The following is a 17,383-nucleotide window of genomic DNA, read 5'->3' as shown; positions in this document are numbered from 1 at the left end:
TTTGGGCCTGAGCCCCTATGGCGGAATTGGTAGACGCGCTCGACTCAAAATCGAGTTCCGCAAGGAGTGCTGGTTCGATTCCGGCTAGGGGCACCATTTTTGATCTCACGCCAGTTCGCTTCGCTCATGGGCTCCGATGGGGCGGCCTGACCGGCCGACGGGCGGTCGCCCTTGCGAACCCTCCGGGTTCGAACAGTGCCTCGAACACAGAGCCAACCGCGGCTGCTGAGGATGACAGCGATAGCGCCAATCAGCGGCGGCCGGTAGCCCCGCTCTACGTGCTCTCAGGCCGCCGCACGGTGTTCTTCACGGGCAGCTTCCCACACTTCGCGGGCCGCGTCGGCGTTCATGACCGCGATCCCCAATCCCACCGCCAAATCGGGCCACGCGGAATGCCAGAGCAAGGCCGTGACCAACCCTGCGGCAATAATGGCGATGTTGGCCAAGGCGTCGTTGCGGGCCGACAGGAAGGCCGCCTCTGTGAGGCTGCCGCCACGATGCCGGTGCGCGGCCAGCATGTAGGCGCAGGACAGGTTGACGGCGAGAGCGCCAAGTCCCGCCAAGGTCAAGGCGATGGGCTGCGGCGGCACCGGCACGTTGAACTTCTCCCAAGCCGTCCAGAGCGTTGCCAGACCCGGCATGAGAAGGATGAGCGCCAATGCCATCCCCACCCGCGCACGGGAGCGCACAGACCACCCAAGTGCGAGCAGGATAAGGAGGTTCACGGAAGCATCTTCAAGAAAGTCGATGCTGTCGGCGAACAGGGACACTGATCCAATGGCGAGCGCCACAGCGAACTCGATCCCGAAATAGGCAAGATTGAGAAGCGCGACGATGAGGACGATGCGGCGAAGGTTCATCTTCTGGCAGTATCCGAAACCAGTGTGTGGAGCTACAGCTTCGCGGTTTCCAAGGAAAGCCCCTGCTCGTTCCGGGTCCCGGCCGATGGGCGGTTGCCCTTGCGACCTTTTGCGTGCGAGCCGCGCCTCGAACACGGACTTAGCGCATATTCCCCGTATGCCCTTGCGAATACCGCCCCGGCTGTGGCCACACCGTCAGGCCGTGCGGCTCTGAGCCAACCCGAAACTTGGTCACCGCGCCTGATGTCGTGTCGATCATGTAGGCGGCACTGTCGAAGCGGCCGGACAGCCATAGTTGTTTGCCGTCGGCGCTGACGTTGCCCATGTCGGGGCTGCCGCCGCCGGGGATCGGCCATTGCGTGACGACCGCGCGGGTAGCGAAGTCGATCACGCTCACGCTGCCTGGGCCCTTTGCCTTGCCCTGCTCCATCTTGTGCGAGCCGCGGTTCGAGACGTAAAGCCGCTTGCCGTCGCGGCTGACGACGAAGCCATGGGCGCCGATGCCGGTCGGAATGAAGCCGATCTCCTTGAAACTGTCGCCATCGACGAGGAACACGCCGTCATTCATCATGTCGGCGACGTAGAAGACCTTGCCGTCGGGCGAGAGGCGGATGTCTTGCGGCATGCCCATTTTCGAAAAGTCGAGATGGCCAAGCACCTTCTGGTTCTTCAGGTCGATCTTGGCCAGTCCGCCATTGCCGTATTCGCAGGTGAAAATCGCGTAGGCGCCGTCGGCCGAGAAATCGGCGTGGTTGATGCCGGGGCAAGTGGGTGTGGGCAGGCTCGACTTCAGCGCCATGGTGTCGGGATCGCGGAAATCGAGCCGCTCCAGGGCTTCGTCGACGACGATGGCCGCGCCCGGCATGAAATACAAATTGTAGGGATCGTCCACGGCGATCTGCGGGCCGGGCTTGCCGGTCATCGGGTCGATCGGCGTCAGGCTGCCGTTCTTGCCGGTGCCATTGTTGGCGACCCAGAGCGTCTTCAGATCCCAGGACGGCACGACGTGCTGCGGTTTGCTGCCGACCGGGAACCTGTCGACTTCCTTGAGTGTCATGGTGTCGATCACCGTGACGCTGTTGGAGGAGCGGTTCGGCACATAGACGCGCGGCAGTGCACCCAGCGTGGCCGGGCTGAGATGGCCGGCGGCGGTGTGGCTGTAGATGTTGATGGACGGCGCGGGCTCGCTGCAATCCTCGGGACAGCTATCGGCCCAGGCGCGGACAGGCAGCAGTGCAAGCAGCGAAAAGGCCGCACGGGGACCGGCGTGACGCAAAAAGGTTCTGATCATCAGGATGGCTTGTCGTGAAGGCCGGCCGAAATTGCCGCCGGAGCCATAGCTGGGCTTTTAGCGTTGATCCAGCGCCTTTCTTCAAGCTTTCACGCGGTTGCGTGAACTACTTCTTGCCTGCGGGCTTCCCTATGACGATATCTCCGCTCGGCGCATCGGGCTTTTCTGTCGATGGCGCGGGGCTTGGGATCGGCGGATTATCCGGTGCTTGTGGAGCAGTGGAGCCTAGCTTGACCGCCATGCCGGAGATTTTCCACTGCCGGTCATCCGGCGCAAAGAGAAATTCAAAGTTCAATTGGGCAGCGGCGGAGGGAAAGAATCCAACAATATGCAGCATCCCGTTGGATTCGATCTGCGGCGGTTGAGTCAGTTGCGGCTCCAGCGTTGCCACGCCGCTCATGTCCCACTTCTCTTTGCGCTGAGTGGAAAAAACCTCGGCTAAACGGGCCGCATTGTTAACTTGAAAAGCCGGCGCGCCCAGATCGCGCAAGACAGAATAATTTCCTGTCTTGTTGGCCTGGTCGAGCGCAAGCAGGATCGATCGCACCAGGATCAAAATCCCGTTTCGGTCGATGTCAGCCGGCTTTGGCGCGTCGGACGCTTTGACCGCGCTACGGTTTTCTTTCTTCACCTGAGGATATGCAGGGGATGAGCATGCGCCGAAGACTACAACGCCTACGGCCAGCAACCATCCCAATCGAACCATCCCGGATCTGCCTGCCGCAGCCAACAATGCCGTCAGCCTAGAACTCGCCCGCCAGCCCGAGGCGGAAGCCATGGCTGCTGCCGCCGCCGTACGCGTAGCCTGCCGTGAATGCGAAAGGTTCGTCGAAATCGAAGCGATGAGCCAGCGAACCGCCGAAAGCTGTCGCGCCCTTGAAATAACCGACGTTGCTGGCCCAACTCGTGCGGCCCGGAGCAGACGGCATCGGTGCCGTTGTCATCGCTATGGCTGCCGCGATACCTTGCCGTGCCTCGGTGCGGTTTTGAGAGATAGTACGTCCCAGGTCGCCGAAGCTGTCCTCCAGCGCGCCGACCCGTCCATCAAGAGCAGTGATATCGGCGGTGTTTGTCGTGACGCGTGTGTCGAGCGAGGCGAGCATGGTGTCGTGCCCATCAAGGCGGCCGTCCTGCTGCACGTCCTTCGCTTCCGTTTGGGTGATGCGAGTCTCGTGATTCGCGAGAGTTGTATCCTGCTCTGTGTTCTTGGCCTCGACGCCGTCGAGCCTGGCATCCTGCTCAACGTTCTTGGCCGCACCAGCACCGACAACGCCGTCGACGTAGTCCTTGTTTGCGGCATCGGTCCCAGCTGTCGGCGTTCCGACATTGTGGATCTGGTTTCCGTCCATATCGACATTGGCGCCTGAGACTGCTTTCAAGCTGCCGCCGAACGCTCCAATGTTGACCACCGCTTCGTGTATTTGGACTATGCCATCCATATTCACGTTGTCGTCAAAAGTGGAGAGGCCATTAACGCCGGTATTCAGATGGACGCCGCCGGTCTCAAGAGCGCCGACTGTGAGGTCGGTTCCGCTGATATCGAAACTGGTCTGTTCGGCGAGAAACGCGTCGCAATCTTCATCGTCACCCAAATTTATGGTGTTTCCGTCTACGCAAACTGCATTTACGGCGCTGGCGGAGTGGGTTCCATAAAGCAGGCCTGACAGCGCGATCGTCGGTATCCCAGCCAGCGTGATGGTTCTGGCGATCAAAAGCGCTGCCATCGTGCCGCGCGGGGCTTTCAATCCGTTGGCCGATTTCGAAATTTTAACGGAGCAGCCCTTATCCGCACAATCGGCGTACGCTCTCTTGAAATACTCCCGCATATTTCAATCCCCCATCAATCAACCCTCGAGTTGAAGATATTTGCGGATTGCAACCGAGTCGACTGGGGATCAGCGATTGTTAATAGATTGTTGCTGAAGTGCAACAATCAGCGAGATTTGGTTTGTATTGGTGAGGCTTAACGGTGGAGCTCAAGAAGGGTTTTCAGAATTTGCCGTTCGGCTCTATCGCCGTCCCAGCAAACTCTTCACGCGGTTGCGCAGCAGGCGGGCCATGTTGCGGGTCTCGCGGTAGAGATGCAGCTGCGAGGCGGCCTGGCGGGCGAGGCGGTCGGCATCCGGCGTCAGTCCGATCACCAGCGAGCCCATCGGCTTGCGCTCGCTCCACAGCCGGCTCATCACCGGGTGGTCGGGCACGGCGCAGGAATCCGTCATCATGATGTTGGGGTCGTCGAGATGCTGCCTCGTCACCTCGATCATCAGCAGCGTGCCCGGCGAATAGGTCGCCAGCGTCTCGTCATAGGCGGTCTTCCAGGTGTAGGCGACGCCGGCTTCGACGAAGACGACCAGGCAGGCGATCGTGCGGCCGTCCAGCGTCAGCGAATGGATGCGGCACATGTCGTGCTCGGCCAGCCGGTGCACGGCTTCGCGGGCAAAGGCGGCGCGGTAGCGGTCGATGGCCATGGCGGTGCGCTCGCGGCCCTTCCAGCCGGCGGCTTCCAGCGTCAGGAAACTTTCGATGGCGTGGCGGATTTCGTCCGGTCCCCGCGCCACGACATGCTCCAGCCTGCCGAGATCCCCCAGGCGCCGCTTCAGGCGGCGGAATTCGCGGTAGTGGTGCGCGCGCAGCGATGCTTTCAGATACGCCTCGCCGTCGAGGGTGCTTTCGAGCACCGGCCGGTCCGCCTTGCCGGTGGTGACCATTGTCAGGCCGCGCGTCTCGGCAACGGTGGCCAGCACGCTGGCCAATGGGCCGTCGAGCCGCATGTCGGGCAGCACGAAGACCTTCGGCAGCTTGAGATGCGGCCGCGACAGCATGCCGAAGAAATCCTCGACGACGCCGATCGGGTCGTCGTGGTCGACCAGCGGTGTGCCGATCGGGCCGAACGGGCTCGACCAGGTGCGCATCACCGGAACGCCGAGCGGCACGGCCGGCCTTTCGACCGAGAACGGCACCAGCAGGCGCAGCCGGTTGCGGTATTCGTCGCCGTCGCGGATCACCGCCAGCTTGACCTCGCGATCTTCCAGCCGGGGCATGGCCGGCGCCAGAAAGCGCGGGTTGAAGAAGACGTTGGGCTCGATCGTGCGGGTGCACAGATAGTCGAGTTCCTCGACCAGTTCGAAGCCGGCCGAAGCCGGATAGATCGCCAGCTTGCGCAGCGGCCGGTTGTTGGCGAGGATCTCGAGATGCGCCGGATCGGCGTCGCGCGCCAGGCCGGCAAGGCCGGACACCATGGCGCCGGCCGGACCGCCGCTGGTTTCCTCGATCAGCGGGATGGCGGCCATCAGGCGGCTCCCTCGGCAGCGGGCACGAAGATCAGCATGACGATGCCGAGCTTGCGCCAGACGGTGAAGGACAGGGCGCTGGCCTCGAAGACCATGGCGAGGCTGGTGGCGATCGCCGCCCCCCACAGGCCAAAGAGCGGGATCAGCACCACGTTGAGGCCGATGTTGAAGGCCAGCGTCATGGCATAGACGGCGGCGCAGATGTTCTGGTTGCCGCTCATCGTCAACAGGCTTTCGCACGGGCCGACGGCGGCGCGCGCCACGACGCCGAACACCAGCAGGAACAGCAGCGGATAGCCGGCGGTGAATTCGGGGCCGAACAGCACCAGCATCGGTTCGCCGAGCGCCAGCACCAGCAGCGCCATCAGCAGCGACGGCCAGAACGTCCATGACACTGTCTCGCGGGCGAAGGCGGCGAGCTTTTCCGGCTCGCCATGGGTGAACTGCGCATAGCGCTGGGCAACGCCGGCCTTGACGGAGAAATAGACGAAATGCACCAGCGCCAGCGTCTTGACGGTGGCGAAATAGACGGCGACGTCGTTGGGCTGAAGATAGGCGCCGACCATCAGCACGTCGGCGTTGGTGAGCAGGAAGAAGAAGCTTTCGACCAGGAAGATCGGCAGCGAGACGATGAACCACTCGCTGAAATGCACCTTCATCGGCCCGGCCGGGATATTCCTGCCCATGCGCGTGGTCACGCCGATGAGCTGGCCGAGCGTGGTGGCGTAGGTGGCGGCGATCGAAGCGAAGATCGCTGTCCTGGCGTCGGGCGCATAGCCCATTGCCAGCATCAGCGCCATCAGCGCCAGGATCAGCACCGGCCGCACCAGATAGGTCGGCGACAGCGCAAACAGCGCCCAGGAATTGGCGCGTGACTGGCCTTGCAGCAGGTCGCCCATGGCGATCATCGGCAGGCAGAACAGGCCGAGGATGAAGGGCATGACATAGTAGCTCTCGATCCAGTTCGCGCACAGCCAGACGCCCAGTGCGCCTAGTCCGGCGATTGCGGTCGAGGCAATCAGCACGAACAGGCGGCTGGCGACCACGATGCCGCGCAGCTCGGCCAGCATGTTGCGTTCGCGGTATTCGGGGATGAAGCGGATGACCGAGGTGTGGAAGCCGAGGCAAGCAAGGTTGCCGACGATGACCATCGTCACCCAGACGAGGACGAAGATGCCGTATTCGAACGAGCCCATCCAGCGCGCCATCAGCACCTGGCTGATGAAGGCGATGACGGCGCTGACGATGCGGATGGCAAAGGCGATCAGCGACATGCGGCCGGCTTCGCCGCGCTCGTCGGCGGTGAACAGCACCGCATCGATGCGGTCAAGCAGAGGCCCCATGCGCAGCGCCAAACGCTGCGGCAAGAACCGCCCGGCCGTCGTCGCCGCGGAAAAGCGCACCCCGATGTCTCTCCGTTTTCCGCCTCTTTTCAAGGTTTCGATGTATCCGAAACACCTTAAGAAAGGGTGGGCAGGTGCGGGTGCGCCGAGGGGCCAAGGACGGCCGCGTGTGCAAGGTGCGTCATCGTATGCCGGGGCATAATAAAAGGCGAGCGAACGCCGGGGAAGACTGGGGAGCCGGTCGGCGTTTCGCTCGCCCCTCCCCCGCCAAGGGGGAAGGCAGGCATCGGGTGTGTCCGGTGCCGGATGTCACATCGGGAACGTTACATCCCCTTCATCGCGTCGCAGGACACGTTCGGGTTCATGTCGGCGAAGGCGCCGGTCGGGTTCTGTTTCCAGGCCCAGACATGCAGTTCGTAGAACGGGCCGAGGCCGTAGCGGTTGGGGGCGCTGTTGAAGTTGAACAGCTGGCCTTCGAGCGAGGCCGGGCCTTTCGAGGTGATGTATTCGACCGCTATCAGCTTCAGGCCGCCGTCGGCCATCGGCTCGTACATCACCGCCTCGGGCTTGGCGACATCGACGGCATCGTCCTTGAGATAGGCGCCGTTGACATAGTGGATGCCCATGGCGCCGCCGGTGATGCCGCTGGCGCAAGGGATCGGCGCGTAGCCTTCGGCGGTGGCGGTTGCCACATTCTCGAAGCGGCTGTTGGCGGCGCGCACCTTTTCGGCCAGCGGGTTGGCGTCGTGCGCCTGGGCGGCCGCACCCGCCGCGATCGAGATGGCGGCGAAAGCCGCGAAGCGTGTCGTCCAAAGAGTTATGGTCATGGTCTTCCGTCCGTTTGTTGACGCTCGAGGCGACGGCGGCCGATCAGGCTGCCCGAAACGCTGCGGCGTTGGTTTAGGATTTGGTTTGTCCGTCCCGGTTCATGCGATGCGGCTTCCGTTGCCGGGCTTTGGCCGCAGCCCTTAAAAACCGTGCAAAATCAACGATCCCAAAAGTAATATTGCCAATATTCCTGCGGGACGTCCCGCTCCGAGAGCCCGATGTCGCGCCTCAGATAGTCGCCTTCCGGGGGCAAGCGCCGCCTTTCAGACAGATACGCAGGCAGCTTCGACGCGAACCGCCATAGACGGCCGAGCACGGAGATTGGCCGGCCGGTCTTTCCCAGGACAGGCCCGATTCCACCGAGCGGCAGGCCATCAGGCAGTTCGCCACGGCCGCGAAGGACAGTTTGATGCTCATCGTCGTGGCGACCGAACGCAGGATCAGAGGTAAAAGTAAGGGTCAAGAACCCGCACCTCCGTGATCTTGTCGACCGGCAGCGAGTTTTTCTGAGCGGTGCTGCGGATCGCTTCGGGCGTCGGCGCGTCGTAGATGCAGAAGCTGTGCTTCTTGTCGGGCGTGACGAAGGACTGGATCCAGGTGACGCCCTTTTCGGCATTGCGCATGACGACGCCGCCGACCGCAGTGGCGCCGATGTCGGTCATCGGAATGTTGAGGCCGTCCGGAAATGTGCGTTCAATCAGATAGCGAGGCATGGAAGACTTCCTTTTCCATTGGTTCACGCTCGATCGGAGCGCGGCTGGACGTTGACCACGCCGGCCCGGCCCGCGCATCGGAACGATTCCCCATATTGGACGGGACGATTCCCTATATTGGCGTCGTTCTTTGTGGAAAGAGGCACGGCAATGTGTGCAAAGTCACATTGCGTCGCTTTCTTCACGGGCTAATCGTGAGCGGCCCGCCATGGTGGGAAAACTCCGATCCTGTGAGACGATGACAATGATGCTTCTGGAACGGCAGACGCAGCTGCAGCAGCTCGAGACACTGCTTGGCGATGCAATAGGCGGCCATGGCCGAGTCGCGGTGCTGGCGGGGGAGGCCGGCGCCGGCAAGACGGCGATTGTCGAGGCGTTCGCGGCCCGTGTCGGGCAGAGCGCGGCAATGTTGCGCAGCGCTTGCGAGGATCTGTCGATCCCCGATCCGCTGGGGCCGCTTTACGATCTGGCCCGTGAGGCGCAATGGGCGCTGCCGCGCGCAATCGACGCCCGGCATGGGCAGAGACTGCCGCTGTTTTCCGATGCGCTCGACGCCTTTGCGGCCAAGGGACCGAGCCTGCTGGTGATCGAAGACCTGCACTGGGCCGATGATGCCACGCTCGATTTCGTGCGCTTCCTCGGCCGGCGTATCGTCAACACCCACATCCTGCTGTTGCTGACGGCCCGCACCGACCGCAGCGAAGGACAGATGCGGGTGCGCCGCGCCCTGGGCGAAATCCCGGCCGGCAGCGTGGCGCGCATCGACGTGCCGCTGCTCAGCGAGGCGGCCGTGCTGTCGCTCGCCGATGCGGCCGGCCGCGATGGCGACGCCATCTACCGGGCGACCGCAGGCAATGCCTTCTTCGTCACCGAATTGTTGTGCGCCGAAAACGAAATGGCGCTGCCGGCAAGCGTGCGCGACGCGGTGCTGGCGCGGGCCGAGCGGCTGTCGGTTGGCGCCCGGGCCATGCTCGACGCGGTGTCGGTGTTTCCGCGCCGCGCCGACGCCTGGGCCTTGCAAGGCCTGTGCGGCGTCGCCAGCGCCGGCCAGTTGGCCGAGTGTGTCGCCAACGGCCTGCTTGACGATCTGGGCGACGGCTACGCCTTCCGCCACGACATCGCGCGACGCGCCATCGAAATGATGCTGACGACGTCGCACAGGCGGCAGTTCAACCAGCGTGCGCTGGCGGCACTGCTCGAAAATGGCGACGTCTCCACAGGCCGCCTGGTGCATCATGCGGTCGAGGCGCACAATCTGGCGGCGGTGCGCGAACTTGCGCCAATCGCCGCGCGCGAGGCGTCGCGCGTCGGCGCCCATCGCGATGCCGCCGGCTATTACGAGATCGCCTTGCAGCAGGCCGACAGCCTGCCGGTGATCGAGCGCGCCGCGCTCTACGAAAGTCATGCCTTCGAGTGCCATCTCATCGGCAAGATCGATGATGCGCTTGCAGCGCAGGGACAGGCGCGCCGGTTGCATCAGGCAGACGGCAACAGGCTGAAGGAGGGCGACAGCCTGAGATGGCTCTCCCGGCTGAGCGAAATGGGCGATGACCGCGAGGCGGCGGCCGCCTTCGGCGCCGAGGCTGTGGCGATGCTGGAAGCGGCTCCCGCCGGTCCCGAACTCGCCATGGCCTATTCGAACCTTTCGCATCTGGCGATGCTGTCGGAGAGGGTGGAGGACACGCTGTTCTATGGCGAGAAGGCAGCGGCGCTGGCTGCGCGGATGAACCGTCCCGACATCGCGTCGCATGCCCTCAACAATGTCGGCTGCGTCGAGCAGTGGCTCAATCCGGATGCGGGACGCCTGCGCCTCGACGAAAGCCTTGAAATTGCGCTCCAAGGCAATTTCCAGGAACATGCCGCGCGCGCCTTCACCAACCGCGCCTGTTTCGAGATCACCCAGATGAGCTACGACGCGGCACGTCCGGTGCTCGAGAGCGGCATCCACTATTGCACCGAGAACGACCTCGGCACCTGGCGCGACTATCTCAGGGGCATGCTGGCCGATGTGCAACTGCGTCAGGGCCAATGGGATGAGGCCGCCGCGACGGCAAGCGATGTCATCGACAATGAGCGGACAACCACCGTGGGCCGGTTTCCGGCGCTGCTGGCACTGGCGAAACTGCGCCTGAGGCGCGGCGATCCCTCGGCCGAGCCGCTGTTCGCCGAAATGGCGCGCCTGGTCGGAAGCGGCGGCGACCTGCAGATGCTGAGCTCTTACGCGGCGCTGATGGCGGAGCAGGCATGGCTGGGCCTGGCCGACAGGCAAGAGGCGTTGGCGCTGATCACCCGCGCGGAAGCGCCGGTGCGCTCGCGTGCCCATGTCGGGGAGCTGGCTTTGTGGCGAACATTGCTCTCTCCCGATATGCCGGCCGGCGACACCGCCGACATGGCGACACCATACCGGCTGCTTCTAACCGGCGACTGGCGTTCGGCTTCGGCACTCTGGGCCGAATTGAATGCGCCATACGAGCGCGGACTGGCGCTCATCCTCGGCGACGACGAGGGGCAGCGGCTGGCATTGGATATTTTTGACGGCCTGGGGGCAAGGCCGGCAGCCCAGCGCCTGCGCGATATCATGCGCAAGAACGGCGTTGGCGGCATCGCCCGCGGCCCGCGCCGCTCGACGCGCGCCAACCTCGCCGGCCTCACCTTGCGCCAGATGCAGGTGCTGCAGCTGATCGAACGCGGCCTCTCCAACAAGCGGATCGCCGAGCAATTAACGATTTCGCCAAAGACGGTCGATCACCATGTCTCGGCGGTGCTGGGCAAGCTGGATGCGGTGTCGCGCGGCGAGGCGACAGCGACCGCGCGCGATTCGGGGTTGTTGTGAGGTTTTGACGAGGGTTGGACCGAGAGGTCGCGATCCTTCGCACCCCCCTCTGTCCTGCCGGACATCTCCCCCTCAAGGGGGGAGATTGGCTGTGATCAAGGCTTTCGCCAATTGTCGAAGTTGAAAAGGAAGTGGGGCCCGCAACTGCGTGATCTCCCCCCTTGAGGGGGAGATGGCCGGCAGGCCAGAGGGGGGTGCTGTCCCGCCGACCTAATGATCAAGCAAACGCGCCGTGGCAGTGCTTGTATTTCTTGCCGGAGCCGCAGGGGCAGGCTTCGTTGCGGCCGATCTTGCCCCAGGTCGCCTGGTTGTTCGGATCGCGGTCTTCGGGAGCGACGATGGCGTTGCTCTCCTGGCGGACCAGAAGTGCGGTCTCGCCGCCCTCGAAATCGTCCTCGCCCGTGGTGCCGTCAATGTGGCTGCCGAACATTTCAGGCGCTTCGGGCGGCGGTGCTTCGGCGGCCTGGCGGACCAGTTCGACGCGCATCAATTGCGCGGTGACGGCCTGGCGCAGATTGCCGAGCAGCGCCTGGAACAGCTCGAACGCCTCGCTCTTGTATTCCTGCAGCGGATCGCGCTGGGCGTAGCCGCGGAAGCCGACGACCGAACGCAGATGGTCGAGGTTGACGATGTGCTCGCGCCACAGATGATCGAGCGTCTGCAACACCACCGAGCGTTCGACATAGCTCATCACGTCTGGGCCGAAGCGCTCGGCGCGCTCCTTGGCGGCGGCGTCGGCGGCCTTGGTCAGGCGCTCGCGGATGTCGTCCTCGGCGATGCCTTCTTCCTTGACCCAGTCCTCGACCGGCAGGTCGAGATTGAGGAATTCGGCGACCTCGGCCTTGAGGCCGGCGACGTTCCACTGCTCGGCATAGGCGTTTTCGGGGATGTTCTTGGTGACGATCTCCTCGATGACGCCTTCGCGCATCTCGGCGATCGTCTCGGACAGGCCTTCGCCGTCCATCAATTCGATGCGCTGCTCGAACACCACCTTGCGCTGGTCGTTCGAGACGTCGTCGTATTTCAACAGGTTCTTGCGGATGTCGAAGTTGCGCGCTTCGACCTTCTTCTGCGCCTTTTCCAGCGCCTTGTTGATCCACGGATGGATGATGGCCTCGTCTTCCTTGAGGCCAAGCTTCTGCAGCATGCCGTCCATGCGCTCGGAGCCGAAGATGCGCATCAGATCGTCCTGCAGCGACAGGAAGAATTTCGAACGGCCGGGGTCGCCTTGGCGGCCGGAGCGGCCGCGGAGCTGGTTGTCGATGCGGCGCGATTCATGGCGCTCGGTGGCCAGCACGTAGAGGCCGCCGGCGGCCAGCGCCTTTTCCTTCAGGCGCTCGACATCGGCAATGATTTCCTTTTCGCGCGCCTCGCGCTCGGGACCAGCAGGCATGTCGCCCAGTTCGTCCTCGATGCGCATCTCGGCGTTGCCGCCGAGCTTGATGTCGGTGCCGCGTCCCGCCATGTTGGTGGCGATGGTGATGGCGCCGGGTTTGCCGGCCTGGGCGACGATGGCCGCTTCGCGCTCGTGATGGCGGGCGTTCAGCACTTCGAAATCCTTGAACCCTTCCTTGCGCAGGCGCTCGGCCAGCTGCTCGGATTTTTCAATGGAGGTGGTGCCGACCAGCGTCGGCTGGCCCTTGGCGCGCGCTTCCTTGATCTCCTTGACGATCGCCTTGTACTTCTCCTCGACCGTCCGGTAGACCTCGTCGTCCTCGTCCTTGCGGATGACCGGCAGATTGGTCGGGATCTCGGTGACTTCGAGGCCGTAAATGTTGCCGAACTCCTCGGCCTCGGTCAGCGCCGTGCCGGTCATGCCGGACAGCTTCTTGTAGAGGCGGAAATAGTTCTGGAAGGTGACGGATGCCAGCGTCTGGTTTTCCGGCTGGATCGCCACATGCTCCTTGGCTTCGAGCGCCTGGTGCAGGCCTTCCGAATAGCGGCGGCCCGGCATCATGCGGCCGGTGAATTCGTCGATGATGACGATCTCGTCGTTGCGGACGATGTAGTCCTTGTCCTTCTGGAACAGCCGGTGCGCCTTCAGCGCGTTGTTGACGTGGTGGACGATGGCGACGTTCTCGACGTCATAGAGCGACTCGCCCTTGAGCAGGCCGGCCGCGCGCAGCAGGTTTTCCAGCTTCTCGGTGCCTTCCTCGGTGAAGATCGAGGTCTTCTGCTTCTCGTCGATCTCGTAGTCGGCCGGGCCGAGCTGCAGCATGAAGGCATCGATGGTGTTGTACATTTCCGAACGGTCCTCGAGCGGACCGGAAATGATCAGCGGCGTGCGCGCCTCGTCGACCAGGATGGAATCGACTTCGTCGACGATCGCGTAATTGTGGCCGCGCTGCACCATCTGCGCGCGCTCATACTTCATGTTGTCGCGCAGATAGTCGAAGCCGAGCTCGTTGTTGGTGGCATAGGTAACATCGGACGCGTAAGCGACGCGGCGCTCCTCGTCGGACAGGCCATGGACGATGACGCCGACCGAGAGGCCGAGGAATTTGTAGACGCGGCCCATCCATTCGGAGTCGCGGGTGGCGAGATAGTCGTTGACGGTGACGACATGGACGCCCTTGCCGGCAAGCGCGTTGAGATAAACGGGCAGGGTGGCGACCAGGGTCTTGCCCTCGCCGGTACGCATTTCGGCGATGCCGCCATTGTGCAGCACCATGCCGCCGATCAGCTGCACGTCGAACGGGCGCATGCCGAGCACGCGGCGGGATGCCTCGCGGACGGTGGCGAAGGCCGGCACCAGCAGGTCATCGAGCGTAGCGCCGTTGGCGATATCCTGGCGGAATTTTTCCGTGCGGGCCTGAAGCTCGGCGTCGGACAGCGCCCGCATCTCGTTTTCCATGGCGTTGATCGCCTCGACACGCGGCCGGGTCGATTTTACGCGACGATCGTTGGAGGAACCGAAAACCTTACGGGCGAGACCGCCGAGACTGACCATCCGATGGTCCTTTCGATAGAATTCTCAATTTTGAGATGAGCGCCGGCCGGCCCCATCAATTCCGCGTGAAACGCGGACAAACACAAAAAGCGCCCGGAAAACGGTTCTGGACGCAAAGTCGTTGGACAGATAAGAGGGGGCTCAACTGATGTCAACGCCGCGTTAGCCCTATGGGCAGCGCCAAATTCCGCCACAATCCGGCTGATCTGCAAGCCCTACCAATCCCCCCTTGGAGTTAATCTTGATGTCCCTACTGTTTCGCCGTGCGTCGCTCGCCAGCCTTGGCCTGGCTTTCGGCCTGTCGGCTCTGTCGCTGTCTCCGCTGATGGCCCAGGAAGCCGCTCCCGCCCCGGCCGCTGCCGCAGCAGTGCCGGCGGCAGCCCCCGTCGATCCGAACGCCGTCATCGCTACCGTCAATGGCCAGAAGCTGACCGAGGCGGACCTTGGGCTTGCCGAGGGCGAGCTGTCGCAGCAGTTCTCGCAGTTGCCACCCGAGCAGCGCCGCGCCGCCGCCCTTTCGGCAGCCATCGAAATCCGCGTCATGGCCGCCCAGGCGGTCGCTACCGGGCTCGACAAGGATCCCGAATTCCAGCGCCGCATGGCGTTCCTGCAGCAGCGCGCGCTGCATGGCGAGATGGTCGAGAAGGGCGTCGTCGACAAGGTTACCGATGCCGAGGTGCGCGCCCGCTACGACCAGGAAATCGCCAGCACGCCGCCGGTCAATGAGATTCATGCCCGTCACATCCTCGTGAAGACGAAGGAAGAGGCCGAGGCGATTATCAAGCAGCTCGATGGCGGTGCCGACTTCCAGAAGCTCGCCAACGAGCATACCAGCGATCCCTCGGGCAAGACCAATGGCGGCGATCTCGGCTGGTTCGGCCCGGGGCAGATGGTGCCGGAATTCGACAAGGCGGCAGTTGCGCTCGAAATCGGCAAATACACCAAGGAGCCGGTGCAAACGCAATTCGGCTGGCATGTCATCAAGCTCGAGGACAAGCGCACCAAACAGCCGCCGGCCTTCGACGACGTCAAGGACCAGGCCAAGCAGGCGGTGATCCGCGACAAGTATTTCGCACTGGTCAAGCAGCTGCGCGGCGCCGCCAAGGTCGAAATCCCCGACGCCAATCTGAAGAAGGCCGTCGACACGATGGAAGCCGGCAAGTAAGGCCGGCACCGAAAAAACATGCAAAGGGCGCCGTTCGGCGCCCTTTTCAATTGCGGGAGATGCCTGACATCACATAGCGGACAGTGGCACGGATTGTCGCCTCATCTTCGTCCAGCCGGTTGGTCAAAAGGTGTTTCCAGGCATAGGAAGCGATGAGGTCGGCGACCAGCGCTGCGTCGATATCGGCCGCAACCTCGCCGCGCGCCTTGGCGCGCTCGATGATCCGAGCGGTGTGGGACACGCGCCCATCGGCATAGCCAGTCAGGGCCGCGGCCGCCGCTTCGTCCGACTGGGCCTCGGCGATCAGCGAGCGGAATACGCTGCCCGAGGATGTGTCGCGCCAATGCGCGAAGAGGTTCCTCAGGAAACCGACGAGGTCGTCTTCGAGACTGCCGGTATCGGGGACGTCGACACGCTTTTGCCGCTTGTAGACCTCTAACAGCAAGGCGGCCTTGCTCGGCCACCAGCGATAGATCGTGGGTTTGCCGGCGCGCGCCCGCCGCGCCACGGCCTCTATGGAGAAGCCGGCATAGCCGGCCTCGACCAGCACCGCCTCCGCGGCCTCGAGAATGGCCTCGGCGCTGTCTGGGTTGCGCCGCGCCCCGATCGATCTGCGCGCCGGATCCTCGCCCATGTCTGTCCTCGCCAACAATCTCGCCGGCAATCCTGGCCAACAATCTCGCCGGCAATATAGGTGAGCTGGCAGGCAAACTAAACGGCCCGTTTCCAGCGCTTGTAGAAGCAGGCCTCACGTTCGCCCTGCGCGGGGATTTTCAGTTCATCGCTTGCGAGGTTTCCGAGGCGATCCGCCACTGGCCGTCGCTCTTCACCAGCCCAAGCGTGACGCGTGCCTTGCCGGTCATGCGCGCCGCCGATTTGTCTTTCGGCATATAGTCGTAGCTCATCGCGAACACGGCTTCGGCGCGGTTCTCGCCCTGCGGCGTCACCTCGAGGCTGCCGGGCTCGAGACTGAACGACCAGGATGCAAATTGCGCGAACCAGCCCGTCTTGAGCTTGACGACGGCGTCGCTGTCATAGCGCGTGCCGAAGATCGTGGCGGAAGGCGCATAGAGCCGCTTGACGGTCTCGCCGATCGCCGCGGCATCGGGCGCAAGATAGTCGTCGCGCAGGAATTTCTCGATTGCGGTCTTGTCGTCGCCTACAGACCGTTCGAGTGCCGCAACCTTTGTTTCGGGCGCCGGGGGGACGGCGGGCTTCGGCTGTGCAACCGTTTCGCCGTCAGGCACAAACTCAAACCGTTCGAGCAGCGAGCCCTGTTCCCATGGGCGCTGGCCCTCACGGGTTTCGGAAACCACGTCGCGGCGCACCGCGATCATCATGTCGTTGATGCTCTGGCCGGGCTCGGCCATGTGCCGCAGCAGGGCGGCGGCGAACGGCGAATTGCGCCCGGTGCCGTCCATGGCGACAGCGCCTGGCGCCGTCGAGAAGGCGATGAAGGAGCCGCGCGTCGAATCGAACTGCGCCAGACCGGCAAGCGCCGTTGCCGAGCGCGTGGTGGCGGTGCGACTCAGGCTGCGGGCAAAGGGATTGTTGCGGCAGGCGTCGAGGAAGACCAGGCTGACCTTGGTCTGCTGCTCCATGATATCGAGGACTTCGTCGATCGGCACGGCTTCGAGCTGCAGCTTGACCGGCATGTCGAGCCGGGCGTCGACCGGCACGATGTAGTTGCGCCCTTCCACCTGCAGGCCGTGGCCGGCGTAATAGAAAAGCCCGACGCCCGCACCTTCCAGCGCGTCGGAAAATTCGCCGATCTTGCGCTCGAGTTCGCGCTTGCCGAGATCGTTGCCCTCGATGACGTCGAAGCCGATCGAGCGCAGCTTGCCGGCAATATCGAGGGCATCGTTGACCGGATTGGTGAGCGTGCCGGCTTCGGCATAGGTGCCATTGCCGATGACCAGCGCCACGCGCCGTTCCGGCTGCGCATCGGCGCTTAGGAGCAAAAGCCCCATATACGCCACCGCCAAGATCACCAGCCTGCCCATGGCCGATATCATAACGCCAGAGGCCCCGGTGACGCCAACGGATTTGAAATGCAAGCTTAATCCCTGGTGGCTTGCCGACAGCGGCGGCCAAGAAAACGCCCTTGCGC

14 protein-coding genes and 1 tRNA gene are annotated in these 17,383 nt (G+C 63.7%); 3 read left to right on the top strand and 12 right to left on the bottom strand.

Annotated features, from left to right (window positions below):
* Positions 1 to 11: 11 nt before the first annotated feature.
* Positions 12 to 96 (top strand) — tRNA-Leu (locus AC3EML_RS00230).
* A 188-nt stretch (positions 97 to 284) separates the two neighbouring features.
* Here AC3EML_RS00230 and AC3EML_RS00225 read toward each other — a convergent pair.
* The 9 genes from AC3EML_RS00225 to AC3EML_RS00185 form a co-directional block, all read right to left on the bottom strand.
* Positions 285 to 860 carry a cation efflux transmembrane domain-containing protein gene (locus AC3EML_RS00225; protein ID WP_352521800.1) on the bottom strand — a complete coding sequence of 192 codons (576 nt, stop codon included), beginning with the start codon at positions 858 to 860 and terminating at the stop codon, positions 285 to 287.
* 139 nt (positions 861 to 999) lie between these two features.
* Positions 1,000 to 2,151 carry a YncE family protein gene (locus tag AC3EML_RS00220; RefSeq protein ID WP_023727002.1) on the bottom strand — a complete coding sequence of 384 codons (1,152 nt, stop codon included), beginning with the start codon at positions 2,149 to 2,151 and terminating at the stop codon, positions 1,000 to 1,002.
* A 106-nt stretch (positions 2,152 to 2,257) separates the two neighbouring features.
* Positions 2,258 to 2,782, bottom strand: a complete 525-nt coding sequence (locus tag AC3EML_RS00215) for a hypothetical protein (RefSeq protein ID WP_352521801.1) — start codon at positions 2,780 to 2,782, stop codon at positions 2,258 to 2,260.
* 112 nt (positions 2,783 to 2,894) lie between these two features.
* Positions 2,895 to 3,977 (bottom strand): hypothetical protein, encoded by a 1,083-nt coding sequence (locus tag AC3EML_RS00210; RefSeq protein ID WP_352521802.1) that lies wholly within the window; start codon positions 3,975 to 3,977, stop codon positions 2,895 to 2,897.
* Between the two features lie 183 nt (positions 3,978 to 4,160).
* A complete protein-coding gene (locus AC3EML_RS00205) occupies positions 4,161 to 5,441 on the bottom strand; it encodes a GNAT family N-acetyltransferase (protein ID WP_023698693.1) in 1,281 nt (426 codons plus the stop codon).
* Positions 5,441 to 6,844: a lipopolysaccharide biosynthesis protein gene (locus AC3EML_RS00200; RefSeq protein WP_023698692.1), complete on the bottom strand. Its 1,404-nt coding sequence runs from the start codon at positions 6,842 to 6,844 to the stop codon at positions 5,441 to 5,443. Before AC3EML_RS00200 ends, AC3EML_RS00205 begins: the two co-directional genes overlap by 1 nt.
* A 263-nt stretch (positions 6,845 to 7,107) precedes the next feature.
* Positions 7,108 to 7,611, bottom strand: coding sequence for a hypothetical protein (locus tag AC3EML_RS00195; protein ID WP_023698691.1), 504 nt, complete (start codon positions 7,609 to 7,611; stop codon positions 7,108 to 7,110).
* A 158-nt stretch (positions 7,612 to 7,769) separates the two neighbouring features.
* A complete protein-coding gene (locus AC3EML_RS00190) occupies positions 7,770 to 8,075 on the bottom strand; it encodes a hypothetical protein (RefSeq protein WP_084624964.1) in 306 nt (101 codons plus the stop codon).
* A complete protein-coding gene (locus AC3EML_RS00185) occupies positions 8,053 to 8,325 on the bottom strand; it encodes a DUF4242 domain-containing protein (protein ID WP_023685308.1) in 273 nt (90 codons plus the stop codon). The genes AC3EML_RS00190 and AC3EML_RS00185 overlap by 23 nt, the downstream gene beginning before the upstream one ends.
* A 244-nt stretch (positions 8,326 to 8,569) precedes the next feature.
* On the opposite strand from AC3EML_RS00185, the gene AC3EML_RS00180 reads away from it, so the two are divergent.
* Positions 8,570 to 11,158: a helix-turn-helix transcriptional regulator gene (locus tag AC3EML_RS00180; RefSeq protein ID WP_352443938.1), complete on the top strand. Its 2,589-nt coding sequence runs from the start codon at positions 8,570 to 8,572 to the stop codon at positions 11,156 to 11,158.
* 217 nt (positions 11,159 to 11,375) lie between these two features.
* On the opposite strand, the gene secA is transcribed toward AC3EML_RS00180, so the two are convergent.
* Complete coding sequence (secA, locus tag AC3EML_RS00175) at positions 11,376 to 14,108, bottom strand: preprotein translocase subunit SecA (protein WP_023672992.1); 2,733 nt, start codon at positions 14,106 to 14,108, stop codon at positions 11,376 to 11,378.
* Between the two features lie 244 nt (positions 14,109 to 14,352).
* Between secA and AC3EML_RS00170 the strand changes: the two genes are divergently transcribed.
* The gene (locus tag AC3EML_RS00170; protein ID WP_023698962.1) at positions 14,353 to 15,273 is read left to right on the top strand and encodes a peptidylprolyl isomerase; all 921 of its coding nucleotides are present in this window, start codon (positions 14,353 to 14,355) and stop codon (positions 15,271 to 15,273) included.
* A gap of 46 nt (positions 15,274 to 15,319) precedes the next feature.
* Here AC3EML_RS00170 and AC3EML_RS00165 read toward each other — a convergent pair whose 3' ends face one another.
* Positions 15,320 to 15,907 carry a TetR/AcrR family transcriptional regulator gene (locus AC3EML_RS00165; RefSeq protein ID WP_023694003.1) on the bottom strand — a complete coding sequence of 196 codons (588 nt, stop codon included), beginning with the start codon at positions 15,905 to 15,907 and terminating at the stop codon, positions 15,320 to 15,322.
* Positions 15,908 to 16,046: 139 nt separating this feature from the next.
* Complete coding sequence (locus AC3EML_RS00160; protein WP_352557257.1) at positions 16,047 to 17,330, bottom strand: caspase family protein; 1,284 nt, start codon at positions 17,328 to 17,330, stop codon at positions 16,047 to 16,049.
* Between the last annotated feature and the right edge of the window lie 53 nt (positions 17,331 to 17,383).

The sequence above is a fragment of the Mesorhizobium sp. P170090 genome (genome assembly GCF_057786115.1).
This window is presented reverse-complemented; position numbering and strand designations above follow the sequence as displayed.

Bases quoted from the DNA above. Each gene is read 5' to 3' on its own strand.
- AC3EML_RS00225 (WP_352521800.1), bottom strand. From the start codon at position 860: ATGAACCTTCGCCGCATCGTCCTCATCGTCGCGCTTCTCAATCTTGCC.
- AC3EML_RS00220 (WP_023727002.1), bottom strand. From the start codon at position 2,151: ATGATCAGAACCTTTTTGCGTCACGCCGGTCCCCGTGCGGCCTTTTCG.
- AC3EML_RS00210 (WP_352521802.1), bottom strand. From the start codon at position 3,977: ATGCGGGAGTATTTCAAGAGAGCGTACGCCGATTGTGCGGATAAGGGC.
- AC3EML_RS00205 (WP_023698693.1), bottom strand. From the start codon at position 5,441: ATGGCCGCCATCCCGCTGATCGAGGAAACCAGCGGCGGTCCGGCCGGC.
- AC3EML_RS00195 (WP_023698691.1), bottom strand. From the start codon at position 7,611: ATGACCATAACTCTTTGGACGACACGCTTCGCGGCTTTCGCCGCCATC.
- AC3EML_RS00185 (WP_023685308.1), bottom strand. From the start codon at position 8,325: ATGCCTCGCTATCTGATTGAACGCACATTTCCGGACGGCCTCAACATT.
- AC3EML_RS00180 (WP_352443938.1), top strand. From the start codon at position 8,570: ATGATGCTTCTGGAACGGCAGACGCAGCTGCAGCAGCTCGAGACACTG.
- secA (WP_023672992.1), bottom strand. From the start codon at position 14,108: ATGGTCAGTCTCGGCGGTCTCGCCCGTAAGGTTTTCGGTTCCTCCAAC.
- AC3EML_RS00170 (WP_023698962.1), top strand. From the start codon at position 14,353: ATGTCCCTACTGTTTCGCCGTGCGTCGCTCGCCAGCCTTGGCCTGGCT.
- AC3EML_RS00165 (WP_023694003.1), bottom strand. From the start codon at position 15,907: ATGGGCGAGGATCCGGCGCGCAGATCGATCGGGGCGCGGCGCAACCCA.